Here is a 24,769-nt window from a genome sequence, read left to right on the forward strand (position 1 = left end):
TGAGGGGAGGCGGCTTGCGCGATGTGGGTGAGAGTGCGTATGGTGGTAGATCGTTTGATCCCATTGCCCGGCGCCGACACAGAAGAGCGCCGTGTGGCGCGTACTCTCCCTTGCCGTGGCTGGACCGCATTGAGGCGGTCGACATTGCGAAATCACGGAGTTATGGGCGCGTGCCGAGACTCCGGAAGGTTTCGCATTTCGCATGTCAATTTCCAGTTCTGACCACACCGTCATGCCCGAGAACGTCGAGAACGACGAGCTCACCGCCGTCGCCGAGGCCGTCGTCGCCGAGGCCGCCGAGGCTTCTGAGCCCACCGTCACCTTCGCCGACCTGGGCCTGCCCGAGGGCATCGTCCGCAAGCTCGCGCAGAACGGTGTGACCACGCCCTTCCCGATCCAGGCGGCGACCATCCCGGACGCCCTGGCCGGCAAGGACATCCTCGGCCGCGGCCGTACCGGCTCCGGCAAGACCCTCTCCTTCGGTCTGCCGACCCTCTCCGCCCTGGCGGACGGCCACACCGAGAAGAAGAAGCCCCGCGCGATCATCCTCACCCCGACCCGTGAGCTCGCGATGCAGGTCGCGGACGCGCTCCAGCCGTACGGCGACGTGCTCGGCCTGAAGATGAAGGTCGTCTGCGGCGGTACGTCGATGGGCAACCAGATCTACGCCCTGGAGCGCGGTGTCGACATCCTCGTCGCCACCCCGGGCCGGCTGCGCGACATCATCAACCGCGGCGCGTGCTCGCTGGAGAACGTCCAGGTCGCCGTCCTCGACGAGGCCGACCAGATGTCCGACCTGGGCTTCCTGCCCGAGGTCACCGAGCTGCTGGACCAGATCCCCGAGGGCGGCCAGCGCATGCTCTTCTCCGCCACCATGGAGAACGAGATCGGCACGCTGGTCAAGCGCTACCTGAGCAACCCGGTCACCCACGAGGTCGACTCCGCCCAGGGCAACGTCTCGACCATGTCGCACCACGTCCTCGTCGTGAAGCCGAAGGACAAGGCGCCGGTCACCTCCGCGATCGCCGCCCGCAAGGGCCGCACGATCATCTTCGTCCGCACCCAGCTGGGCGCCGACCGCATCGCCGAGCAGCTCGTCGACGCGGGCGTCAAGGCGGACGCGCTGCACGGCGGCATGACGCAGGGCGCGCGCACCCGGGTCCTGGAGGACTTCAAGAAGGGTTACGTCAACGCGCTCGTCGCGACCGACGTCGCCGCGCGCGGTATCCACGTCGACGGCATCGACCTGGTCCTCAACGTGGACCCGGCCGGTGACCACAAGGACTACCTGCACCGCTCGGGCCGTACCGCCCGCGCCGGCAAGTCCGGTGTGGTCGTCTCGCTGGCCCTGCCGCACCAGCGCCGCCAGATCTTCCGCCTGATGGAGGACGCGGGCGTCGACGCCTCGCGCCACATCGTGCAGGGCGCGGGCGTCTTCGAGCCGGAGGTCGCCGAGATCACCGGCGCCCGTTCGCTCACCGAGGTCCAGGCCGACTCCGCGAACAACGCCGCGAAGCAGGCCGAGCGCGAGGCCGCCGAGCTGACCAAGCAGCTGGAGCGGGTGCAGCGTCGGGCCGTCGAGCTCCGCGAGGAGGCCGACCGCCTGGTGGCGCGTGCCGCCCGTGAGCGCGGCGACGACCCCGAGGCCGCCGTGGCCGAGGTCACCGCCGAGGCCGAGGCCGCCCTCGCGGCTGCCGCCGCCTCCGTGCCGGAGCAGCCGGCCGTGCGCGAGGATCGCCGCGACGAGCGGGGCAACTACGAGCGCCGCGACAACCGCGGTGGCTACCGGGGCAACGACCGCCGCGACGACCGGGGCGACCGGGGCGACCGTCCGTTCCGCCGGGACGACCGCCCGTCGGGTGGCTACCGGGGCAACGACCGCCGCGACGATCGTCCGTCGTTCAACCGCGACCGTCGTGACGACCGTCCGTCGGGCGGCTTCCGCTCCGGCGGTGGCGACCGTCCGTTCAACCGTGACCGTCGCGACGACCGCCCGTCCGGGGGCTTCCGCTCCGGCGGCGACCGCCGGGACGACCGCGGCGGCCGCTCCTTCGAGCGCCGCGACGACCGTCCGTCGTTCAACCGTGACCGTCGTGACGACCGTCCGTCGGGCGGCTTCCGCTCCGGCGGTGGCGACCGTCCGTTCAACCGTGACCGTCGCGACGACCGCCCCTCGGGCGGCTTCCGCTCCGGCGGCGACCGTCCGAACGGCCGCCGCGACGACCACCGTTCGACCGGCACCAGCACCGGCTCCTTCGGCCGCCGCGACGACAAGCCGCGCTGGAAGCGCAACGGCTGATCGCGCTGATTCTCTGAAGGTCTGCTGAGAGCGGGCCCGTCCTTCCCGGACGGGCCCGCTCTTCTGTTGTCCGGCGCTGATGGAAGCAGGTTTTGAACGAGTTCGAATTCCCCTGTCGGTGCCTGTGCGTCTGCTGTTAAGGTCGTCGCATTCGCATGGGGGGTTGGGGCCGGGGGGCTTTCACTTCGCACAGACCGCGGCAGATGCTGCCGCGTCCTCCCCATGCCTTTTCGAAGGTGTCCGGGAGGGACTCGGTTTGAGACGTCACATGGGTGTGCGCAGTGCGGTCGCGGTCGTTGCGGCCCTTGTCATCGGCGCGGGCTTCGTACCACTGACCGCGGGGCCGGCGCGTGCGGCGACCGGTGACGATGTGGTCTTTCCCGCAGACGTCGCCGCACAGCCGAGGACGGTCATCCCTCTGTCGGCCGGGCCGACGGGGTACCTCCGGTACGAGGAGGGACGCGGTCAGTTCTGGAGTTCGTACAGCGGTGAGAACCACATCATCTACAACGACCTCGAAGGGCCCGATGCCGATGGCACCTACGGGGCCGGGTCCGACGTCGTGGCCGCGTACCAGAGCCGGGGGATGGCCGAGAACGGCGAGATCCGGCTGTACGACGTGGCCGCAGGGACCAATTCCTACGTGGAGTTGCCCGCCGGGCACGAGTACGTGGGTACCTACGGCACGACAGTCGTGACGTACAGCCGCACGAGCGCCACGGCCGCGCCGGCGTGGCATCTGCTGCGGCTCGTGAAGGGTTCCGTCCAGGACACGGAGGTCTCCGGGTGGCCCGACGGTGCCGAGCGTCCTGTCGAGGCGGTCACCGGTGGGGCCGATGGTGTTCTCGTGCGGTACGGGCAGGAGGGCCGCCTCCGGCCGTTGTGGATCTCGCTGTCGACGGGTGAGGCCCGCCCGGTGGGTCCCGGCGTCTCCGCGGCGACGGCGTCCACGGTGGTCTCGGGCGACCACGTGGTGGAGTGGACCAAGGACGGCAAGGTGACCTTCTACGCGAAGGGCACGTCGCAGTCCGGGCCGCTGGCCGTGAGCCAGGTGAAGGACCTTCCGTACGCGGAAGGCGACAGGCTTCTCGGCGTCACCGGGCAGCACCTGGTGGTCGCACGCGCCTCCGGGCAGGGAGGCTCGACTCCGTACCGACTCGTGACCGTCCCCCTGGACGGCGGCCCCGAGGAGGTGCTCTTCGCCCATGGGCGGGCCGACGCCATGCCCACCCCGGACGGCGGGCTGCTCGTGGTGGGCGGCTCCCGTCCTGACGGGCTGGGCGTGCAGTTGGTCCGTCCCGGTGACGGCGGACCGACCGCGGGCAAGCTGGTCGACGTCACACCGGCGACGTCGCGACCGCAGGAGATGAGCTTCAGTCAGGGGCGGCTCGAATCGCTGGAGCTCCTGTCCGACCAGAGCAAGGGCTTCCGCTCGCGCACCGTATCCGTGTCGGGTCCGCTCGCCGTCGGTGGCACGGGGCCGGCCGGTGACCGCGGCTTCGACCTGGCGGAGTGCGGGGACAGCGATGGGTGCCCGACCCTGTTCGCCACAGGTGACGGGCGAACCGTGATCATGCCGGCGCCCGCGAGCGACGGCCCGCAGATGCCGTCGCTCGTGGAGCCGGGGGGTACCGAGGCCGTTCCGTTGTCGGTCCCTGGTCTTGCCTGGTTCCAGGTCAAGGATGTGTCGGGCCGTTACGCACTGGGGGGCGGTGGCCGTACCGACGGCAGCGACACCGGCACCGTCACCGTCGATCTGGACACGGGGACGCTGCTGGCGAGCATGCCGTTCAGCGCTGAGGACGCCGATCTGTACGGAGACCGGGTGTGGGGCGCGGGCCCCGTGGCGGGGACCGTGGTCGGTCGCGACGCGCGGACCGGGGCAGTGCGGCAGACGGTGGATCTCGGCACCGGGTGCAGGGCCGAGTCCATCAAGGTGACCTTGCACTGGCTCAGCTGGGACTGCGCCGGAAGCCCCGCCAGGGGCGGCGTGTTCGATCTCGAGAAGAAGACCGGTCTGACGCATCTCGACCCGGTGTCCGTGCTCGGCGACGGCTATGTCGGGTGGCGCAACGGTGACGACGTGGAGATCACCGATGTGCGGGGAGCGACCCCGGTACCGGTGCACACGTACACGATGGCCGGTGACGGTGAGCGGGAGCAGAAGTACGCCATCGACACCGGCACCGGACGTATCGCCTATCAGCGGCAGCCCGACGGGGACATCACGGTCGCCGATCTGGGGATCCCCGCCTCGCCGATGGCTCGCATCGACTCCGACGTACCGGCATCGGCGACGCTGCGGGGCGGGGTTCCGTCCTGGACGGCGCGCTGGTGGGTGTCGAAGCCTGCCGTTTCCTGGCAGCTGACGTTGAAGAACCAGGCCACGGGTGCCACCGTTCGCACTCTGACGGGCGGCGAGGCGCGCGGACTGATCACGGCCGCGTGGGACGGGAAGACCGCCACCGGCGCGTACGCCCCGAACGGCTCCTACACCTGGACGCTCACCGCTGACCCCGCCGACGGCGAGGGCGCGGCCTTCACCACGTCCGGCGCCGTCGAACTGAGCGGCGGGGCAGCCGCGCCGCGGGACTTCGTCGGCAATGACGGGTTCGGGGATCTGCTCGCGTTCACCTCGGCGGGGCAGGCCGACTGGCGGGCCGGTACCGGGACCGGGGCCGGGCGGGTCGAGGACAAGGTGTCGGGCACCGGCTGGACGGGCGGCAACACCGTGACCGCCGCCGTGCCGTTCGAGGACGTCAGCGGCGACCGGTGCAACGACGTGCTGGTCCGTACGGAGGCCGGCGAGCTGCGCGCGTACAGGCCGGGCTGCGGTGCCGCGCTCAAGCCCACCACGCCGTACACGAAGATCGGCACCGGCTGGAACATGTTCGACGCCCTGACCTCGCCCGGCGACATGTCGGGTGACGGGCGCGCCGATCTGCTCGGCCGGACGCCCGCGGGCGACCTGTACTTCTACCGGGGCAAGGGCAACGGCCTCTTCGAGCCCCGGGTGAAGATCGGCTACGGCTGGCAGGGGTACCTCCTGGCCGGCATGGGCGACATGGACGGCGACGGCAAGGGCGACCTGGTGGCCCGCGACCGCTCGGGCGACGTGTGGCGCTACCCGGCCACCGGCAAGGGCACACTCGGGACCCGTACCAAGATCGGGTACGGCTGGACCATGTACGACACCATGGTCGGCTCCGGGGACCTGAACGGAGACGGCCGCGCGGACCTGCTGGCCCGCGACACGTCCGGCGTGCTGTGGAGCTACCGCGGCGACGGCAAGGGCGCGCTGGCGGCGCGTGCCAAGGTCGGCGGCAGCTGGCAGATGTACAAGAACCTCTTCTGATCAATCGCTCGACATCCGGGCTTCCCGGAAAGGAACTTCTCTTGACCGTGTTCATACGCGGGCGCGTCGCGCTCGTGGGTGCCGTGGCCGGGGCGACCGTCCTCGCCACGGCCGCCGTACCGGCGAGCGCCGCCGACGCCGCCCCGGCCACCGTGGCGACGACCGGGGTGTACGGCCTCGACTTCGCGGGCGGACGGCTGGTGACGGCGGAGCGGAGCCCCTCCGGCGACCGCATGGTGTACGACCGGCAGGTGTCCGCAGACGCCACGACCGTGGGGGCGCGCGAGAGTCGTGCCTTCGCCGGGACGTACGCCAACGGCGCGCACCTCAGGACGGTGCCCTGCGACAACGGCGCCTGCGTCGATCTGATGGCCTCGGGCCACGGTGACGTCGGCACGGTGTTCGTCGACGGCGACGCCGCCGGCACCGAGTCGGTGAAGTTCTGGGCGCCCGGAGACGCGTACCACGGTGGCGACACCAAGTACCCCGTGGCCACCGCCAAGGTCGTGGACATGACCGGGCGTGCCTACGTCGTCAACGGAGGTTCCCCCGCCAAGCAGCGGGCGGGCATGTACCCGGGCTACACCTCGACCGCCGACCCCATCGTCCGCGCGCCGGGCGCGGCCTCCGTCTGGGGCACCGCGCTGTGGGCGGCGACCACCGCCACCGGGGCGCTCACCGCGACCGACCTGGAGACGAAGAAGGTCGTGGAGTCGGCGGCCACCGGCGCCCCCTGCGTGATCAAGGAGGTGCGCGCGGTCGGCCGCTGGCTCTACTGGAACTGCGGGGCGACCGGTGCGGCGGGCGTGTACGACCGTACGGCGAAGAAGTCGTTCACCGTGCCGTCCGGGCCCGCCCTCGTCGGCGACGGCTTCCTCGTCCGGCACGACCGGGCGGCGGGGGAGCTGCTGCTCACCGACTTCCACACGGGCAAGGCGGCCGCTCCGCGCGCGATTGCGGCGCTCCCCGCGGGGAAGACCGCCGACCAGCGGCGGCTGACCTGGGCGGTGGACAAGTTCGGCGGCGACATCGCGTATCTCGACGCCGCGCAGAACATCCACATCGTGCCCAGCGGGGTGCCCGCGCAGTCCCTCGCGAAGATCGCCTCCGATGTCGGCGACCCGTACATGGACTTCAAGGGTGTGAACGGGCTCGAGGCGTGGAACAGCACCTGGCAGTTCAGCAAGCCCGTCACTTGGACGTACACCGTCAAGGACTGGACGGGCCGTACGGTGCGCACCCTCAGGGGCGGTGAGGGGACCGAGGCGGACGTCAACTGGGACGGCCTGACGGACGCGGGCGGGCGCACGGGCAACGGCCAGCACACCTGGACCCTGACGGCGACGGCCGAGGACGGTACGGGGAAGTACACCACCACCGGGACCATCGAGGTGAGCGGTGGCGCGCAGGGCTTCCACGACCAGGGCGGCCGCAGCATCGGCGATCTCGTCACCCTCAATTCCCACGGCGACGTGACCATCCAGTTCGGGCAGACGTCCGGCGTCTTCAGTGGTAAGAAGTCCGGGACCGGCTGGCCGGCCGGCACCCTCGCCGTGCCCTTCGCGGACACCGGCAGCGACCGCTGCTCGGAGCTGCTCGTCCGGATGCCCGGCGGCGAACTGCGCCGGTACGAGGGCAGCTGCGGGACCTCCGGCTACAAGCCGACCGGCAAGCACACCGTGATCGGCGGCGGCTGGCAGCAGTACGACGTACTGACGTCGCCCGGCGACCTGAACGGCGACGGCCGGGCCGACCTTGTGGCCCGGCAGACGTCCACCGGCGACATCTACTTCTACGCGGGCACGGCCGCCGGGAAGTTCCTCCCGAAGACGAGGATCAACACCGACTGGCGGACGTACGCCCAGATCACCGGTGTCGGGGACATCACCGGCGACGGCATCCCCGACCTGCTCGGCCACGACCGCAACGGCGGCCTGTGGCGCTACAACGGCCTGGGCAACGGCCGCTTCGCCGCGCGCGTGAAGGTGTTCACCGACTGGGGCCGCTCGTACAACACCCTGGTCGGCGTCGGCGACCTGACCGGCGACGGCCGGAACGACATCGTCGTCCGCGACTCGGCGGGCAAGCTGTTCCGGAACAACGGCAACGGCAAGGGCTCGTTCGGCGCCCGTACGCAGATCGCCACCGGCTGGCAGGCGTACAAGGGGATCTTCTGAGCCCTGGGCCCTGAGCCCTTGAGCCCGCCCTCACCGAGGTGACGGGGCCGCGCCGCCGATACCCGATCGGCTGCGCGGCCGGGGCGGGCTATGCTCGGGGGTGATGTGCCGAGGGCCGTTAGCTCAATTGGTCAGAGCAGCGGACTTTTAATCCGTTGGTTGTGGGTTCGAGTCCCACACGGCCTACCGACCGCAGGGCGGGGGAACCCCCTCTGACCTGCAGCGGAGCGCCCCGTCCGGTTCTCTCCGGGCGGGGCGCTCTGACATTCGTGGGTGCTTGCGTGAGCGATGCGTGAGCGGATGCGACTTCGTGCCCTGCGACCCAGCGGGTCAGGGCTGCAGCGCTGGAACCGCTTAGGGGCGCTCTGGCTGAGCCCATCGCTTCTCGATCGCATCCACCACCTCGTGAAGATGGCGAAAGACTTGTGTGCCGCTCTTCATGCGCCTCAGGCCATGCGACAGATGCTGACGCATGTGGCGCTCGCACACCACGAAGTCGGCGTACGCGGCTGCGCACGACAGGTACATCATGTCGGTGCAGTCGTTGATACGCCACGTAGTGGCCCTATTCAGGTGCCTGGTGTGGAATACCTCCCGGAACAAGCCGAGTGACGGGAGAGAAGTGATGTCCTTCGTGGCGTTCTGCCTTATCCAGGTGTCGAACTGTGCGGGTGACATTTGCATGGCATGTGCAACCCGCGTCGCCTCCCTGCCAATATCTGAGAGGAGGAAGGCGTCGATCGATTTGCGCTTCTGCTGCGTGTCTCGAGGCTCGCCATCGAGCCAATCGCTGAAGCGCTGATTGTGAGCGGCCCAATTTCCCTCGACGCCTGGGCCCACCCGTTCCGCGTCCAGCATCGTGTCGATGGAGGCTGATGCGTTGGTGAGCGCTGTCAGCGCCAAAGCTTGCTCGGGGGGCAGACCTGCTGGGGGAACGTACCCCTGGTACCCCCGTGCTGCCGAGTACAGAGAATCCGGCGCGAGGGTGAACACCGCAGAGGCCCTCTCACTGCTTAGGTCTCCAGAGTGTCGGAGCAGCGCGGAGAGAATCTCTTGTTGCCTGACCTCTAGGGGGTCACGCATCTGCCAACCACGGCTTTGCTGGAGGATAGTCAACGCCAGCTGGTACCGCTTCTCGGTGCTGAACCGTTTCCCAGTTTCGGCGTAGTGGCCGGCTGAAGCGGGCAGAACGATGCGTCTCTCGCGCACTAGCTGAATGAGACGGGCTGCCGCGCTACGGCTGTCCGTGCTTACCTTTTCTGGCGCGTAAAGCGAGTTGGCGACCTCGCTCCACTTGTTCTGATCGAGGTACACGACGAGGCGATCCTGGAGCGGCTCGGCCCCAGCGGCTGTTGGCAGCTCGAAGGAGATCGCGTCGCCGTACGTCGTCTCCGCCACCATGACGTCGAACGCTCCAGAGACGTGCAGCTTTGTCAGAGCACTAGCCTCCTGGAACAGAGGCCGTTCGAGAGGGAAGCGAGCTTCCTTGCCGTCAGACCGAGTGAAGACGACAGTCTCAGTTTCTCGGTCGATCGTGAGCAGAACGATCTGCTCTGTGCCTTTGGCGCCCATGAGGACATCCTGCGGCAGGCCGCGGAGATTCGTTCTAGTTTTACCGGGAACGGCGGCTCCTCGGAATCAACTGCGCGGCCGCTTCGGCCACCGCGCGGTCGACTTCCGGGAGCAGGCTCGTGTACGTGTCCGAGGTCAAGGTGATTGTGGAGTGGCGCAGGGTCTCCTTGATCGTGTGGATGTCGCCGCCGGCTCCGTGGGTGAGTGTCGCCGCTACGTGGCGGAGGTCCCGCAGGGTGACGGGCGGGAGGCCGGTCGTGGCCAGGAGGCGGCGGAAGGTTTCCGAGACCGTTTCCGGGTGGAGCCAGGAGCCGTCCTCCTTGGTGAATACCTTCCCGGTCTCCTTCCAGGCGGTGCCCGCCTGCTTCCGCTCCCGCGCCTGGCGCTTCCTATGTGCGTGCAGGACGGCCACGTTCACGCTGTCGAGGGCGATCGTGCCGGCACTGCCGTCGGTCTTCGGCTCGGACTCGTACGGATCCCAGCCGTCGACGACGATCTCCTTGGCGGGGGTGATGAGGCCGGCGTCGAGGTCGGTCTCGTGCCAGTCCTGGCCGACCGCTTCGCCCCGTCGGAGGCCGCGGGTGCCCATGAGGTGGAAGACGGCGTAGAGCCGGTCTTCCTCGGCCGCGTCGAGGAAGGCTCCGAACTGCTGCGGTGTCCACACCATGACCGGCCCCGGGACCTCGCCGGTTTCCCGCCAACGACGGACGCGTTCGTCGGTCCAGAGGAGCGGCTTGGGGCGCTTGCCGGACTCCAACTCGACGTGGGCGGCCGGGTTGAAGGTGATGAGCTGCTGGGCGATGGCGGAGTTCAAGGCCGCGCGGAGGGTCCGTCGTACGGCCTGGCGGGTTGCCGGTCCGGTGACCTTCCGGAACGGCTTCATCTCCGCCAGCATGGCCCGCTCGGCGGCGAGCAGGGCCCGTTCGGCGGCGACCGGGCGGCCGGGCCGACTCGGCTTGCAGCGGGCAGTCTGCTCGCGGCGAGCCTGGTTCTCGGCGGTGATCACCTCGTTGTCGTCGGCTATCCCGTCGAACATCTCCACGAGGTGACCGACGTTGAGCCGGTCCAGGCGTATGTGTCCGATGCGAGGCTTCAGATGGACGCGGATGTGCGACGCGTACCCGTTGAGGGTGGTCCTGCGGCGCTTCTTCGAGGCGAACCAGGCGTCCAGCCACTCGCCGACCGTGAGACTGCCCCGTAGCCCGAGCCCGGCCCTGAGACGCCGCCGTGTCTCCTCGACGTCGGGTAGCGGAGCCTTCTCGTTGCCGATCTCCTCCAGGAGCGTGACGAGCCGCTGGAGGCTGTCGTGATCGTCCATGTCGGCCAGGGCGAGGAGCGCGCGGACGTGGTCGAGATTGCCCTGGGCGGCCTTGAGCGTGTCGTAGCCGGCACGGCTGAAGGAGCGGCGGGTGCCGTCTTCGCGGGGCGGGAGTTCCTGGCGGATGGAGTAGGAGCCGTGCTTGCGGCTGGTGAGCTTGGGGCACTTCTTGCCGAGCGGCTTGCCGGTGTGGGCGTCTCGGCAGTAGCAGCGGCGATGGGTGGAGCCCTTCAAATATCGATCTCCTCGGTGAGGTCGGTGTCGGGTGGGTCGATGTCGGCGAGTGGGGAGGGGAGGCGGGGCGGGGTGCCACCGGCCTCGCGGATGGCGTCGCGGTGGCGGCCCAGTTCGTACTTGGCATTGGCGGCCTGGTCGGAGTACCGGGTCAGTGCGCGCTCGGCTGCCTCCCGCTGGACGCGGTTGGGGGCGGTCCTGACTTTCCAGCGTTCGTAGTCCTCGCTCTCCACGGCGGCCAGGGCCGAGCGGAGTTCGAGATCGTGGGCGAGGAAGTGGTCGAGCATGTAGTCGGTGGCGTCTTCGGCAGATTCGTCGCCGGTGAACCACTGCAGCGCGTCCCAGGCCGGTTGCGGGTCTTCGTAGGGGAGTTGGCGGACTGTGTCGACATAGCCGACGGGGTAGATCAGGCTGATCGGGGACATGCGCAGGGCCTTGGCGAGGACCATGACCTCGACCAGGGGCAGGACGGCGCGGCGGCCGGACTCCATATTGGCGATCACGTTGCGGGGGATCGGATAGCCGATCTCCTCGCACCTGTCGGCCAGATCCTGCGCGCTCCACCGCAGTTCCTTCCGCCGTCTGCGGACCTCGCCGGCCACGGTGGCCATGACGTGGTCCTCCCATTCGAGGTCGTCGGCCTCGGTTTCTTCCTTGTATCCATGGTCGGAACGACGCTGTGTCATGAAGACACATTAACTTGCCTACCGTTGATTCCATGGCCTGGAGACGAGCGTGATCGTCGTGTTCGCCGAGGGCTCAGTCATGGATGGAGCGCGCATGCGCGAGAACGGACACGCCGACGGAGCGAGGGGCATGAGCCGGGAGGAGCTGCTGGGGCTGCCTGTGGCGGTTGACCTGGATACGGGCAATCGAGCGTTGGGGTTGGGGCGAAGCAAGGGGTACGAACTGGCGAGGCGCGGCCAGTACCCGTGCAAGGTGCTGCGGCTGGGCAGCGCCTACCGAGTGGTGACCGCAGACCTGCTGACGCTGCTCGGGCTTGCGGCGTGACGGGGCGGGAGCGTAGCGAACCGTTCTGCGCTGAGCTGACACAGAAACGCTGGACTGTTGCCGGGCTTGGACGTACGGTCCGTGTTCCCTCGCCGTGGCCTGGAGCCCGCGAGACAGGGATGGGCCCCCGGCGGTGCAACGCCGGAGGCCCGAGCAACCCCGAACGGCCCTGGAAGAACCAACCCGGCGACAAGGGCGTGCGAGCCCACCACCGCCAGACGAGGAGCTGCTCCGTGCAACAGCCCGCACTGCAGAACCATTCCAACGACGATGAGCCGAGGCCGCTGTCGACCTTGATCGAATGCGCACCGGTGGATGGAGGACAGTACACGGACGAGTGCTCCTCGGCGCGCGAGATCAAGGAGGCTTCCGGGGCGGACGTCCTTGATGAACTCCGTCGGCGCCTCCGGAAATTCGTCATCCTGCCCTCGCCGGAGGCGCTGGACGCCGCCACGCTGTGGGTGGCGGCTACGCATCTGCAGACCGCCTGGCAGCACGCGCCTCGCCTTGCGATCGTCGGGCCGGCCAAGCGGTGTGGGAAGTCCCGCCTGCTGGACGTGGTCGTCGAGACCGTGCACGACCCGTTGATCACAGTCAACGCGTCGGCTGCCGCGGTGTTCCGGTCGATCACGGAGAACCCACCGACTCTGCTGGTCGACGAGGCCGACACGCTCTTCGGTTCGGTGAAGGTGGCGGAGAAGAACGAGGAGATGCGCGGTCTGCTCAACGCCGGTCACCAGCGCAACCGTCCGACGCTGCGGGTCTCCGGCCCCAACCACGAGGTGGCGAAGTTTCCGACCTTCGCGATGGCCGCCCTCGCCGGGATCGGCGACCTGCCCGACACGATCATGGACCGGTCGGTGGTGATCCGGATGCGGCGCCGAGGGCCTGGTGAGAAGGTCGCGGAGTTCCGCTCGGTACGGGACACACCCGCTCTGCACGCAGTGCGCGACCGGCTCGTGGCCTGGCTCCGTCCCCTTCACGACACAGCCATGGACCTCACCCCGGCGATGCCGGTGGAGGACCGGGCCGCCGACACCTGGCAGCCGCTGATCGCGGTCGCCGACCTCGCAGGCGGCTCCTGGCCCGAGGCCGCCCGTACCGCCTGTATGGCCATGACGAAGCACGAGGCGGAGCAGGACCAGGACAACAGCGCCCTGAACATCCGGCTCCTCGCCGATGTTCGGCGTGCCTTCGCCGCCGAAGGCGATCCCGCCCTCCTCCGCACCGGTCGCCTGCTCGGCATCCTCAATGAGGACAACGAGTCGCCCTGGCCTGAATACAAGGACAAGGGCCTGACCGCGCGCGGCTTGCAAATCCTGCTGAAGGACTACGGCATCAGCGCCTCCAGCCACCGCTTCCCCGACGGCTTCCAGGCCAGGGGATACGCCCGGCAGCACTTCGCCGACGCCTGGGCCCGCTACTGCCCCGAGCCGGTACCGGCCGCCGAACCGCTGCCCGGGCAGGGGCCCACAGCCGACGCCTGACCCGTCGCGACCCGTCCCGACCCATCGCCTCGCAGGTCAGGGCCGGGACGGGTCATCCCCCAGTGACGAGTCGACCCGATGTCGCGAACACGACCCGCACCTGCCCTGACCAGGCCCGCGACGGGTCGCGACAGGTCACACCCTTCACGACAGAGCCGCCCTCCCACGCCTGGAGCGTCCTCCCCTTGCTTTCTCGCATCACTACCGCCCCACCCGCCACGACACCCACGTTCCTGCCCGCCCTGATTCGCGCCGGCGTGGCCCTCCTGGCCTTGGCCGCCTTCGCGCTCTCGTACGACGCCCTGCGCCAGATGGCAGCCGCCAGCCACATCCACCAGGTGCTTACGTACGCCTTCCCGCTCGTGATCGACGGCTTCATAGCCATCGGCATCGGTGCCCTGCTCGTCCTGCACACCGCGCCCTTGCGCCCGCGCATGTACGTCGCGGGCCTGGTCGGCATCGCCACCGCCACCAGTATCTGGGCCAACGTCCTGCACGCCATCCGCCTCAACCAACAGACCCACCCGGGCGGGCTCGCCTTGGACAACGTCACGGTCGGCCTCATCTCGGCGATCGCTCCCCTTGCCCTCGCCGGTGCCGTCCACCTCTACCTGCTCGTCCAGCGCCGCCCCGACCACGCGGAGCCTCGCCACGCGGGCCGCCACATCACGGCGGCCGCCACCTCAGAAGGTGGCGGGGCATCCGCCCCCACGGAACCACCGTCAGACCACAACATCGCCGAGCAGGTCGAGCAGGTCGAGCAGGCCGCTGGGCAAGTGGCCCAGCCCGCGAAGCCGTCCGCCAAGCATGGCGATCAGCAGCCGATGGCCACGTGGGAACAGGTGGTCGAGATCGGCCGTATCGCCCCCTTGGGCCGTAACGGCCGTGTCTCCCGCCGCCACATGGAGACGGCCATCCGCGACAAGGGGCTCAGGCCCGGCCGCCGCGAACGCCTGGAGAAGGCCAAGGCCCTGCTCCAAGCAGAGTGCGACCAGTCCTCCGCCGGGGTCTCCGTGTAGACCAGCCCTCCTCCACACACCGGACGCTCGCCTCGGAACTCCTCCGGGGCGAGACCACTTCCCCCGTCACCGCCTCACACGAGTCAGAGAGCCCGCGCATGCACGAACAGCCCCTCCCCAGTTCCCTGTACGCCACCCAGCAGCCGATCACCACCCCTGCCCCGGGCGGAGCAAGCTGGAGCGAACGAGCCTCTAACGAGGCTTCGTCCGCGCTTGCCCCCGCCCCAGGGGTGGCGGAGGAGAAGGCCGGGCGCCAGGGGGCGCCCGAGCCGGAGGAGGCTGCAGCCGAGACCAGCTGCCCGCCGACAGTCGACTCCATCGCCCCGAGCACTCAGCCGTCGACCGACGTCCCGCCTCCCGTCGAGCAGCCCTCTTGGCGGGATCTCGACGCCCCCGCCCTGCCTGCGCTGATGAACCGCAAGCGCACGGTGGAGAAGCGCGACCAGGAGAAGACCATCCGCTTCACGCGGACAGCGGTCGGGGTGATCAGCGCCGCCGCTCACCAGCGCGGTCAGAAGTTCGCCGGATTCGTCGGCGACGCCGCCCTCGCCGTCGCCCAAGGCAAGGCCGGGCTGGTCGGCAGCCCGGAAGACGATCCCCTCCGCCCGCTGATCGAGGCCGTCGAGGCACACACCGTCGCACTCGACCGCATCGGCAGGAACCTCAACCAAATCACCGCAGCCATCCACCGAGGAACAGTGCCCGAGCGCGCCGAGGCGGTTCTGGACCGCGTCGAGCAAGCAGCCGAGAGCTGCTACCGGCTGATCGACCAGCTCCTGACGGGAGGCACCGCGCATGGTTCCTGACGTCTCCACCGGCTCCGACACCCGCGGACTGATCGCCTACCTCTTCGGCCCCGGCCGCCGGGACGAACACACCGACCCTCACATCGTCGCCGCCTGGGACTTGGCCGGCGCCCCGGACCCCGGCCGCAACCCCGAGGCCACCTACACCCAGCTCGCCAAGCGCCTCGACGCCCACGTCGACCTGCGCACCCGCGAGCTGGGCGGCAGGAAACCACCCCAGCACGTCTGGCACTGCCCGGTCCGCACCGCGCCCGGCGACCGCTACCTCACCGACACCGAATGGGCGGAGGTTGCGCGCCGCATCGTTCACGCCGCAGGCATCGCCTCCGAGGGCGACGAGAAGGCATGCCGGTGGATCGCGGTCCGCCACGCCGACGACCACATCCACATCATGGCCACCACCGTCCGCGCCGACGGGCGCCGCCCGCGCACCCACCGCGACGGCCAGCGCGCCCAGGCGGAGTGCCGCAAGATCGAGGCCGAGTTCGGCCTGCGCCGCCTGAAATCCGGCGACCTCACCGCGCCCCGCACCCCCACCGGCGCCGAACGCGCCAAGGCCGAACGCCAGGGCCAGACGGTCACCGCACGGCACTGGCTGCGCGAGCAGGCGTACGCGGCCGCAGCCGCCGTACGAACCGAGGCCGATTACTTCACCGTGCTGCAATCCCTCGGCATCAAGGTCAAGACCCGCCTCGGCCCCGAAACCGGCTACAGCCTCGGCTACAGCCTTGCCGCCCCCGGCGACACCAACGCGGCAGGCGAACCCCTCTGGTACGGCGGCTCGAAACTCGCCCCCGACCTCTCCATCAACCGCCTACGCGAACGCCTCCCCAACCAGGAAGCGGCGGACCGCCCCCGGCACGTGGCGGACTCCACCGACCCATGGCGGCACACCACCACCGCCATACACGCGGCCCGCGCCGTCCTCGACTCCGGTGACGATGCCGACGCCCAGGGCCACCTGGCCGCCTTCGGCGACGCCCTGTACAACATCGCCAGCACCACACCCGGCCCACACAGGCCAGAACTACGCGCGGCGGCGATGGCGTTCAACCGCGCCCGCCGCTCCGCCATTCGTGCCGACCACCAGGCCGCCACCGCCCTGCGCGAGGCCGCCAGGGAACTCGCCTATGCCTCCAACGAGCCGGGCGGACTCGCCATCTCCCTGCTCTTCGCCACCGTGCACCTGGCCCGCGCCGCCGCCAATTGGCACGAACAGCGCGGCCACGAACAACAGGTGGCCGCAGCCGAGGAAGCCTTCCGCCACCTCCAGTCGGCATACCAGCAGTCCGCCACACCCGTCCTCGCGGACTTGGCCCGCCGCGCACCACGGGCCGCAACCACCCGCCGCTACGAGCAAGACGTGCGCGCGGCCCTCCCCCACCACGCCAACCGGATCCTCACCGACCCCAACTGGACCGCCCTCACCACCACCCTCGCCCACGCCGAAACCGCCGGCCACAACCCCCGACGCCTCCTGGCCGAAGTCGCCGCCCAGCGGGAACTGGACACCGCGGAGCACCCCGCCGAGGTCCTCAACTGGCGCATCACCGCTCAACCGAACCGTCGGACGCAGGCGGCCCGCAGCCGAAGCACCACCAGCGGCACCTCGCGCCTGTCCGCCACGCCACCCCTTCCCGCGACACCAGTGTCCGGGAGGCGCGAAGAGCAAAGCCAGCGGCACCGCTGAAGCGACGGGCGGCCGAGTATGCCCCCCAGGAACTCCAGTTCTGTGCGAGCGGGGAACGGTCCGAACGGAGTGGGGGAAGGGCACGTTCGGACCGGTCCAGCCGAGCCAGCAGAAACGGGCACCAGTCCGGCCCCTAGAGCGGGGGCGTCCCTTCTAGCTCGGCCGCGAGGCTGTCCGGGTCCACCACGGACACACCGTTGAGCTTGCGGAGCATGCGAACGGCGAGCATTCCCGGATAGCGCGGCTTGCTGTAGCTGCTGTAGATGTCGAACTCGGACGGAATCCATTGGTCCAGCGCTGGGGTCACCCGGTAGACGGTTCCGGCGACACCGCAAGGGACCGACTTGCGGACGCGCAGCAGTACAACCGTCTGGTCTCGTCGGAGAAACGAGCAGTGCCGCAGGGACAGGGCCGCGCATGGCGGGCACAGCGGCGGCATGTCGGTCTTGATCCGGTTGAGCTGCATCGAGCGGTCGTCGGCGTGCTGCCACTCGATGAACAGCGTTCCGCCTTCCCGCTCGGCGGGTCGCGCGCAGACTTGGCACAGCAGCCCTGCCATGCACTGTCGTTGCCGGACGGGGTCCATCTGTTCAAACAGGATGCGCCCGCCGGGAACACGCGTCACACGGCCCCACAGGTTGCCGTGTGCGTCGCGGTCACCGTGGCGGGGCTTCATGTAGGCGATGTGGGGCACGCCGTTACGCGGCACCTCCACACATAGGTCATCTTCGAAGGGCGGGAGGTCGCTGCTAAGGGCGGCAACGTACGGGACGGGAACGCGCATGGTGGGCCTTCTGTTCGATGGGCAGGGGCGGTGCCGGTCATGTAGGCCGCTCATGTCTCGCCCCGGGTGTCCCAGATGCGTTGCACTTCAGCTCGGGCACGCTCGGCCAGCACCTCGTCAAGCGGGTCCGTCACCTGCCATGAGTGGTGTGCGCAGTGCCCGACGTAGAACATGCACGCCTGCGCCCGCGTGACGGAATCGGCGTGGGCGGTCGCGGGGCACGGGGGCAGCTCGGCGAACCTGTACGTACGGGTGTCGGTCCAGAACAGCCACAGGTCGCGCATGACGGGAATCTCGGCGGTCCAGAGCTGCGCGGCGTGCTCGGCCTGGTCGTCGTGCTCGCCGAGTTCGCACAGCAGGAAGTCACAGAGGGCGAGAGCGTCCGGCGGCTGGTCGGGGCCCCCTTCCATCACGGTCAGGGCGACCAGGGCGTCAATCTCGGGTATCTCGGTGTAGGCGGTGCACTGCAACACGTCGAACGGTCCTCGGAGTGTGGGATTCGGAACAACGGAGCCCCGTCCGTGTGCCACGGGGGCAGCACACGGACGGGGCCGGGGTGTGGCACCCTCACCGCTCCTTGGGGCGAGCGGCACCCCGCATACGGGGGCGGACCGGGGCGGGAGCCTGAGCACGTCAACTCAGACGGGACACGGCCTGTCCCTACTCGGGGCTTGTCCGGTCGGGGGTGCCACCCGCCCACCTGCCTCTAGGAACGAGAGAGGCGGACGGGGCTTAGGGGGAGCGGGTCCGGCGGGGTCTAGTCGGCCGAAGGGGAGTTCAGCAACTCGTGCATCCGCTCGAACTCGGCGGCGAAGTCTTCAAGTTGCGCTGCCTTCTCGTTGGTCTCGGCGATCGACAGCGAGCCCAGCTCAAGGCGGTACGAGTCCCGGATGTTGGGGGTGCAGTTGTGGCAGACCCTTTCGGCCGAGATGCTGTCCAGATCAACACCGAACCGGCGGAGCACGTTGACGAGCCGCACACCAGCTCCCACGGCCCCGTCACGGTCGCTGTCGTCAAAGTAGGCGGCATCGACCAGGTTGTATCTGGCAAGCCCCTGCGTGGGGTCGCGTTGGGTGTCCAAAACGGTTCTCTTTCTGCCGTTTCCGTCCGGCAGCGCGAGGAAGATTCCGCGTTGCCGGACGGAACTTGGGGCCCTACCCGTTGACGTTCCCGGGCGTGCTCGGGGGTCCTGCCTGCCCTCGCAGCTCGGCCAAGGAACGCTGGTACAGGGTGTGGCCCGCGTAGTACGCGTGCGCAGGAGCCGGCGAGGCGTCCTCGATCACATGCTGTGCGGCAGCCTTGAGCACCGCTGCCCACGCCATGACGTGCTGTTGCGCGACTCGTCCGCACTGCTGCGGTTCCCCGGGCAGGCACAGCGGCAAGGCGTGCGGCAACAGCTTGTTGGCGGCGTGCCGCACGTAGCGTGCGACGTCTAGCCATTCCTCCTCGGTGCGGTGCGCGGTGGCACTGCCCGTGTCTCCGCACCACACGTTGAAGTCGTCGCCGTGATCGTTCATGGTCGCTGTCTCCTGTACCGGTTAGGCGGGTGCGCCGATGGCCGACGCCTCCGCGGTTGCCTCTCGGGGGTCACAGTGCCCCACCGACGGAACGCACGGACCGCACGGACCGCACATCGGTAGGAACTGCGGCGGCGTGCACGACTGAACTCCGTTGCCGTGCACGGCTGCGATATCGGCGGTGACCCGGGCAGCCTGCGCGCCGTTCCAGACCTCGGCAACCGGACTGGTCTTGACGTTGCCCATGGTCAGGAACCGCCCGAGTACGCACGGCCACATGTCGCCCGTGGGACCGATGGCGCACTTCTCGTGCGCGCAGTGCCCGCAGAGATCCTTGATCGTCGGCGCGGCTCCCTGACTGGCCCGTCCGAACGCCCTGGTTCGGTCCCCGCCCACCTGCGGTACGCCGAGCGACACCAGGTCCCGCGCCGCTTCCTCGACACGCTGTCCGGAGCGCACCGCGACGACCCCGCCCCGCATCGGGATGCCGAGTTCCAACGCCTTCTGGACGTTGGAACGGGTCTTGCGGTGCGAACCACGGAGCCCGGTCACCTGGTCGTGCTCGGTGGAGTTGTCCGAGTAGTACGACGTGGCGAGCTTGACGCCGTGCTGCGTGAACGCGTCCCACAGTTCCGGGCGGATGTGCGCCATGTTCGAGAACACCTCGATGCCGAGCCCCCGCCCGTGCGCGTGCCCGATCAGCTCGGACAGGTTGGGGTACAGCGTCGGTTCCCCGCCGATGAACTGAACGTCCACGGTGCCCATGTCCGCAAGCTGGTCGATGACGCTCAACCAGTTCGCGACGGTCATGGTGCCGTGCGTTCCCTGCGGTCCGCTGTCCGCGTAGCAGTGAGAACATGTCTCCTGACAAAGGCCGGTCACTTCCAGCCACGCGAACCGCAGCGCCGATAATGTGCTCTGTGCCATGAGTAATCCCCTCTTACGTCGGTGGGTTCTCTGGTGCGCGGTCCGGCGGGGAAGCAGCCACTTTCCCGCCGGACATGGGGACTTGGACCCCAGGGTTGTGCGCTGTTGCAGTGGTTCCGGCCGGCTGCCGACCGTCACGCAGACAGCCGATCGGGGTAGTGCCCGCCCCCCTCCCGCAGAGCGCGTCATGCGGCGGGGGGGGGCGGAGTCTCAGAGCTTCCGGGCCCCCGGGGGTCGGGGCCCGGGGCCGCGAACAACAGCAGCGGCGGACCGGTCGCGGACCTGAACGCCCCACCTCCCCAACTGCACCGAGAACCATCCCTGGGGGACGCGATACTCGCGGGCGAGTCGGGCAGCGGACTCGCCAGCCTCATAGCGCTCGATCACGTCGGCTCGGGCGGCGGCGCACTCGGTCTTCGCGCGTTCGATCTCTGCTGTGGTACGGCGGGGCATACGTCCTCGAAATATGTGGCCAGCGGGGCGGCGGTGGGCGTGGGATTCGTGCAGCGGGCGGCGGGGGACGCCCCACTCGGCGAAGCGGAGCCGCAACCAGGGCTCGGTAACCCGGTAGTCGGCAGCGATGCGGGCCAAGGACTCACGAGCCTTGTACCGCTCGATGATCGTTGCCGCATCTGCACGGGCAGCCTCACGCGCGGTGGCTCTCTCGGCCTCAGTCGGGCGGTGCAGTGTCGGGACGGAGTACCGCACGGCTCACCTCCACGGGCTTTCTGCGAGCACGTACAGCGGGTGGGACAGCCTGCCAACCCGGTGTGTCTGCGGCGCGGGTAACGGCTGGTGCGGGTCGCCGGCGGGGAGGGTCACCGGCCACACGGACAGGCTGTACGTACAGTCCGCATCCGGGAACGTCTCGAACAGCGGATGCCCGCCCTTGATGTGCTCGCGCGCCGTGCGGTCGCGGAACTCCGACGCCCACACGCGGAGTTCCGTGGGGCAGTCGGGGACCGGCACCGTGTCCGCGCGCATGGTCGGCTCAACCCACGCGGAACGCTCCGGGTCCGGGTCGAGCCGGTCCGCGAGGTGCAGGGCCTCACCCCGGAGCCACCGGAGCACGAGCACGGGGGAGATCGTCCGGAAGGAGCCTAAGACGTACTGCGCGGTCTCACCGGTCCCGTAAACCGGCCCTTCCGCGCGCACCTCGGCCCAGTAGCCCGCCGGCTCGGCAGCGCCAGTCATGCCGGGCCGTCCTGGTGCATCCCCCACGGCCGTATGGTCCACTCACCGAACGCCGAGTGTTCCTGGTCGGTGGACTTCCAGTGGTTGAACGCCCACCGCTGCGCGGCGTTGACATCCGCCTGCGGTCCGGACTCGGCCCCGCATTCCTTGTCGTCGTCGTCCAGGGTGTAGCAGCGAAAGGTGTGCGTCACGGCGGGGGTGTCGGGCTCGTCGTCGGTCGGCACCAACGACCAGTTCATGAGCCGGAATCGACGGGTCACAGCCGCCTCCGGCTACGCGCGTTCGCGAGGGCGACTTCGGCGCGCAAACACTGTTCCGCGGTGGCGGGCTCAACGCCCTCGGGGTCGGCGGTCCATTCCGTGCCACCACCAACAGGACGGAGCGACCACTTGCCGCACCAAACCCCGCGAAACTCGCAGACCTCGCCCCGCGCGGTGTCCACCATCAGCACGCCCACTCGGGGCGGTACCGGCTCTGTGCTCACTCGCTCGTCCCCTTCCACTGCGGTTCCGGCTGTTCGCTCTAGGCAACCGCGCGATCACGCCCAGCGGTACTGTTGGGAAGCGCACAAGGATTAAGAGCGTTAAGCGATTAACGCGACCGTGCAGGGGAGTTGAACGACCGTGGGCACCAGTGAGCCGAACACTGCGCTAGAGCGTCTGTTCCGCGAGACCGGCTGGACGCTGCGCCAGTGCGCGCAAGCGATCAACCGGGTCGGTACCGAACGGGGAACCCCCAAGCAGTACCGTGCACCTTCCGTTCACCAGTGGATGAGCGGGAGCGTTCCGCGCGAGGATGCACGGTCGCTGATCTTGGAAGCGTTCGCCCGGAGGTTGGGGCGACCCGTCACTCACGCCGAAGCTGGCTTCCCGGCCCCCGAGAGCGAAAGGGAGGCGACACCATCCAGCACGGTTGACGGGATCATTGATCTTGGAAGGCTGGACATGGACCCTTCCCGCCGTAGCGTGCTAAGCGCCGCGCTGTTCTCCGTCGCCTTGACCGTTCCGGAGTGGCCGGACGTAGTGGGGCGGATGGAAGCTGCCCAGAGAGGCATGCGAACCCGTATAGGCATGTCCGACGTGCAGACAGTAGCGGCGATGACGGAACAGCTCTCGTCCCTGGATGACCAATTCGGGGGTCGCACCGCTCGCCCATTGGCCGCAACCTTCCTCGTGAACACGGTCGCTCCGTTCCTACGGACGCCCGGCCCCGAAGACGTCCGAAAAGCCATGATGTCTGCGGCATCTGACCTCTGTTACCTCACGGGGTACATGGCCGTTGATGAGGGTCTGCATGGACTCGCACAGCGTTACTACCTCCAAGCACTACAGCTTGCGGGAGCGTCGGAAGATCATCTGACCTACTGCACGACCCTGCGCGGCATGAGCGTGCAAGCCGTTGACCTTGGCCAAGGCCCCATTGCAATGCGGCTTGCCGACTCCGCGGCGGCGTCCTCGCCGCAAGCTGGGCCGCGGATGCGTGCCTTCCTCGCGGGTCAGCAAGCGCACGCCGCCGCACAGATCGGTGACCGACGGTCTGCGCGCATGTACTTGCAGGAGGCCGAAATGGCGATGGACAAGGCGGAGTCGCGAGGCAAGGTGTTCGGTTCGTATGACCCTGCTGCACTCAACTACCACACCGGTCAGGTTCGCTTCGAGATGGGCGACGTGCACGGTGCGGTTGCCGCCTTGGAGGAATCGGATCGACTCCGATACAGCATCTATCGGCGGACGCGTGTCAAGGAGCGCGCGATCCTCGCCGAGCGCCAATTGGCCGTCGGTCATCTTGAAGCGGCTTGCCATACATGGGGGCTCGCACTGGACGACTATCCGCTTGTCAATTCGGGCCGAATTGACAAGCGCATGACGGACATGTTCAACCTGATCAGCCCGCACGTTCGGAATCACGCCGCGCAAGCGTTGTACGAACGCGCTCGGACCGTCGTGCGCCCCGAGATGGTTCCCGTCTAGCGACTGCCCCACTCTCCTCCTTGGAGCAGCGGGGTTCACTCGCACTACCGAAGGGGTATTGGGCGCCCGGCACCCCACCGGTCGAATCCGCTATGCACTGGAGAGGTTCAAGTGAGCGAGCAGCCGACCCACCGCGAGTCCTCCTACGCCGGCTCCAGCAACGACGCGTGCCTAGGTCTGGCCGGCCTCGGCCGTCAGCTCACCTGAGGCAACGCACCTGCGTCCCAGCGGCACGCCGCTGCCCGACCCGGACCCCTCACGTCATTACGCTGGCCGCCGGGATGCCCACACGAAGAGGGAGTCCATGCCGTTCGAGACCGACCGCATCGAGAACCTGCTGAGCGAAGGCGTCCGCGACAAGGTCTATCCGGGGGCCGTGTGGGCTGTCGGCGACTCCGGCGGCGTTCAGGCGTCCGGTGCCACCGGGGCCTTGGACCCCGATGAACCCGACGTGAGGATGCGGGGTTCTGCGCGAAGCCCTCAACCGGCCCCCCGGGGAAGCCGTCGAGTACACCGACCGGGCGGCCCTCATTCTCGGCTACCTCGCCGAGCACCTCTCCGGTCAACCGCTCGACCAGCTGGCCGAGAAGAGGACTTGGCGCCCGCTCGGCATGGACTCCACCCGGTACGGGCCGCTGCCCGCCGACCTCGCGGCCAAGTGCGCTCCCACCGAACTCGACCAGGACACCGACACCCACCTCAAGGGCGTCGCCCACGACTTCTCCGCCCGGCTCCTGAGCGGCGTATGCGGTATCGCCGGCGTCTTCACTGTCCTCGACGACCTAGCCGTCTTCCTGCGCTACATGGTCGCCCCGACCACGGCCCCCGCCGAGGCCGGCTTCGGCGCCGAGTGGAGCGCCCACTCCCTCACCGTGCAGACCGGCGCCCTCCAACCGGAGCGCGGCCTGTTCTGGCACCCGGCTCCCGACACCACCGACGAGCAGGACGTCTGGGTCCACTACGGCTTCACCGGCACCGGCATGTGGATCTCCCCCACGCAAGACCGATGGGCGGTACTGCTGACCAACAAGCTCTACTACACCCGCGACCGACAGCCACTGACCGACGTCCGCAACTCTTTCCGACAGTTGGCCTTCGCCTGATCAGTGGCCAGGCGGTCCTTACGCGTTGATCACAGCAGGCAGTCCCGCGAGGGCACCGGAGACTCCGGCCGGCCCGAGGCCGCCGCCCTGGGCCACCTCCGCGGAGCCGCCGCCCCGGCCTCCGAGGAGCTGCTTCACCAGCTGGGCGGCGTTCATACCGGCACCGTGGGCCGCCTTGTTGAGGGCGAGGACGAGTGCTCCGTCCACGGTGCCCACCGCGACCGCTCCCGGGGTGTCGGCGGGCAGGCGGTCGCGGACGGCCAGGGCGAGGGCGCGGGCCTCCACGGCCGGTCGGGGCACTCCGTT

At 69.2% G+C, this 24,769-nt stretch carries 20 protein-coding genes, 1 tRNA gene and 1 pseudogene; 11 read left to right on the forward strand and 11 right to left on the reverse strand.

Features of this window, described 5'->3' with window-relative positions:
- The first annotated feature begins 232 nt into the window (after positions 1–232).
- The 4 genes from ACFZAT_RS26025 to ACFZAT_RS26040 all read left to right on the forward strand — a co-directional run bounded on the left by ACFZAT_RS26025 (position 233) and on the right by ACFZAT_RS26040 (position 8,017).
- A complete protein-coding gene (locus ACFZAT_RS26025; protein ID WP_391267610.1) occupies positions 233–2,299 on the forward strand; it encodes a DEAD/DEAH box helicase in 2,067 nt (688 codons plus the stop codon).
- A gap of 268 nt (positions 2,300–2,567) precedes the next feature.
- Positions 2,568–5,654, forward strand: a complete 3,087-nt coding sequence (locus ACFZAT_RS26030; protein ID WP_391267612.1) for an FG-GAP-like repeat-containing protein — start codon at positions 2,568–2,570, stop codon at positions 5,652–5,654.
- Positions 5,655–5,701: 47 nt separating this feature from the next.
- Positions 5,702–7,831, forward strand: a complete 2,130-nt coding sequence (locus tag ACFZAT_RS26035; RefSeq protein WP_391267756.1) for an FG-GAP-like repeat-containing protein — start codon at positions 5,702–5,704, stop codon at positions 7,829–7,831.
- Positions 7,832–7,943: 112 nt separating this feature from the next.
- Positions 7,944–8,017: transfer RNA gene (locus ACFZAT_RS26040), tRNA-Lys, on the forward strand.
- A gap of 168 nt (positions 8,018–8,185) precedes the next feature.
- On the opposite strand, the gene ACFZAT_RS26045 is transcribed toward ACFZAT_RS26040, so the two are convergent.
- Genes ACFZAT_RS26045 through ACFZAT_RS26055 form a run of 3 tightly spaced genes read right to left on the reverse strand, consistent with a single transcriptional unit; the run spans position 8,186 to position 11,641 of the window.
- Positions 8,186–9,403, reverse strand: a complete 1,218-nt coding sequence (locus ACFZAT_RS26045) for a hypothetical protein (protein WP_391267614.1) — start codon at positions 9,401–9,403, stop codon at positions 8,186–8,188.
- A gap of 40 nt (positions 9,404–9,443) precedes the next feature.
- On the reverse strand, positions 9,444–10,955 hold the full coding sequence (xerC, locus tag ACFZAT_RS26050) for a tyrosine-type recombinase/integrase (protein ID WP_391267618.1): 1,512 nt from the start codon (positions 10,953–10,955) through the stop codon (positions 9,444–9,446).
- Complete coding sequence (locus ACFZAT_RS26055) at positions 10,952–11,641, reverse strand: helix-turn-helix domain-containing protein (RefSeq protein WP_391267620.1); 690 nt, start codon at positions 11,639–11,641, stop codon at positions 10,952–10,954. Before ACFZAT_RS26055 ends, xerC begins: the two co-directional genes overlap by 4 nt.
- 94 nt (positions 11,642–11,735) lie before the next feature.
- On the opposite strand from ACFZAT_RS26055, the gene ACFZAT_RS26060 reads away from it, so the two are divergent.
- The 5 genes from ACFZAT_RS26060 to ACFZAT_RS26080 all read left to right on the forward strand — a co-directional run bounded on the left by ACFZAT_RS26060 (position 11,736) and on the right by ACFZAT_RS26080 (position 16,968).
- Entirely contained in the window at positions 11,736–11,966 is a 231-nt protein-coding gene (locus tag ACFZAT_RS26060) for a hypothetical protein (RefSeq protein WP_391267758.1), read from the forward strand.
- 119 nt (positions 11,967–12,085) lie between these two features.
- Positions 12,086–13,453, forward strand: coding sequence for a DUF3631 domain-containing protein (locus ACFZAT_RS26065; RefSeq protein WP_391267622.1), 1,368 nt, complete (start codon positions 12,086–12,088; stop codon positions 13,451–13,453).
- Positions 13,454–13,638: 185 nt separating this feature from the next.
- Positions 13,639–14,472: a DUF2637 domain-containing protein gene (locus tag ACFZAT_RS26070; protein WP_391267625.1), complete on the forward strand. Its 834-nt coding sequence runs from the start codon at positions 13,639–13,641 to the stop codon at positions 14,470–14,472.
- Positions 14,473–14,702: 230 nt separating this feature from the next.
- Entirely contained in the window at positions 14,703–15,278 is a 576-nt protein-coding gene (locus tag ACFZAT_RS26075) for a hypothetical protein (protein WP_391267760.1), read from the forward strand.
- A complete protein-coding gene (locus ACFZAT_RS26080) occupies positions 15,268–16,968 on the forward strand; it encodes a relaxase/mobilization nuclease domain-containing protein (RefSeq protein ID WP_391267628.1) in 1,701 nt (566 codons plus the stop codon). The genes ACFZAT_RS26075 and ACFZAT_RS26080 overlap by 11 nt, the downstream gene beginning before the upstream one ends.
- Positions 16,969–17,101: 133 nt before the next feature.
- Here the strand turns inward: ACFZAT_RS26080 and ACFZAT_RS26085 are convergent, their stop codons facing one another.
- From ACFZAT_RS26085 to ACFZAT_RS26115, 7 genes are all read right to left on the reverse strand, one after another.
- The gene (locus ACFZAT_RS26085) at positions 17,102–17,752 is read right to left on the reverse strand and encodes a hypothetical protein (RefSeq protein WP_391267632.1); all 651 of its coding nucleotides are present in this window, start codon (positions 17,750–17,752) and stop codon (positions 17,102–17,104) included.
- A 50-nt stretch (positions 17,753–17,802) separates the two neighbouring features.
- Positions 17,803–18,225 (reverse strand): hypothetical protein, encoded by a 423-nt coding sequence (locus ACFZAT_RS26090; RefSeq protein WP_391267635.1) that lies wholly within the window; start codon positions 18,223–18,225, stop codon positions 17,803–17,805.
- A 284-nt stretch (positions 18,226–18,509) separates the two neighbouring features.
- Entirely contained in the window at positions 18,510–18,833 is a 324-nt protein-coding gene (locus ACFZAT_RS26095; RefSeq protein ID WP_391267637.1) for a hypothetical protein, read from the reverse strand.
- A 73-nt stretch (positions 18,834–18,906) separates the two neighbouring features.
- The gene (locus tag ACFZAT_RS26100) at positions 18,907–19,269 is read right to left on the reverse strand and encodes a hypothetical protein (protein WP_391267639.1); all 363 of its coding nucleotides are present in this window, start codon (positions 19,267–19,269) and stop codon (positions 18,907–18,909) included.
- A gap of 21 nt (positions 19,270–19,290) precedes the next feature.
- Positions 19,291–20,196, reverse strand: coding sequence for a radical SAM protein (locus ACFZAT_RS26105; protein ID WP_391267643.1), 906 nt, complete (start codon positions 20,194–20,196; stop codon positions 19,291–19,293).
- Positions 20,197–20,907: 711 nt separating this feature from the next.
- Entirely contained in the window at positions 20,908–21,390 is a 483-nt protein-coding gene (locus tag ACFZAT_RS26110) for a hypothetical protein (protein ID WP_391267644.1), read from the reverse strand.
- Positions 21,387–21,650 carry a hypothetical protein gene (locus ACFZAT_RS26115; protein ID WP_391267646.1) on the reverse strand — a complete coding sequence of 88 codons (264 nt, stop codon included), beginning with the start codon at positions 21,648–21,650 and terminating at the stop codon, positions 21,387–21,389. Before ACFZAT_RS26115 ends, ACFZAT_RS26110 begins: the two co-directional genes overlap by 4 nt.
- 363 nt (positions 21,651–22,013) lie before the next feature.
- Between ACFZAT_RS26115 and ACFZAT_RS26120 the strand changes: the two genes are divergently transcribed.
- Together ACFZAT_RS26120 and ACFZAT_RS26125 are read left to right on the forward strand one after the other, a co-directional pair.
- A complete protein-coding gene (locus ACFZAT_RS26120; protein ID WP_132900362.1) occupies positions 22,014–23,360 on the forward strand; it encodes a tetratricopeptide repeat protein in 1,347 nt (448 codons plus the stop codon).
- 304 nt (positions 23,361–23,664) lie between these two features.
- Positions 23,665–24,463, forward strand: a pseudogene (locus tag ACFZAT_RS26125) (serine hydrolase domain-containing protein).
- 18 nt (positions 24,464–24,481) lie between these two features.
- Here ACFZAT_RS26125 and ACFZAT_RS26130 read toward each other — a convergent pair.
- A complete protein-coding gene (locus ACFZAT_RS26130; RefSeq protein WP_391267649.1) occupies positions 24,482–24,763 on the reverse strand; it encodes a hypothetical protein in 282 nt (93 codons plus the stop codon).
- Positions 24,764–24,769: the final 6 nt, after the last annotated feature.

Origin of the sequence: Streptomyces sp. NPDC008163 (assembly GCF_042956885.1) — a bacterium.
GTDB classification, from domain to species: Bacteria; Actinomycetota; Actinomycetes; order Streptomycetales; family Streptomycetaceae; genus Streptomyces; species Streptomyces drozdowiczii_A.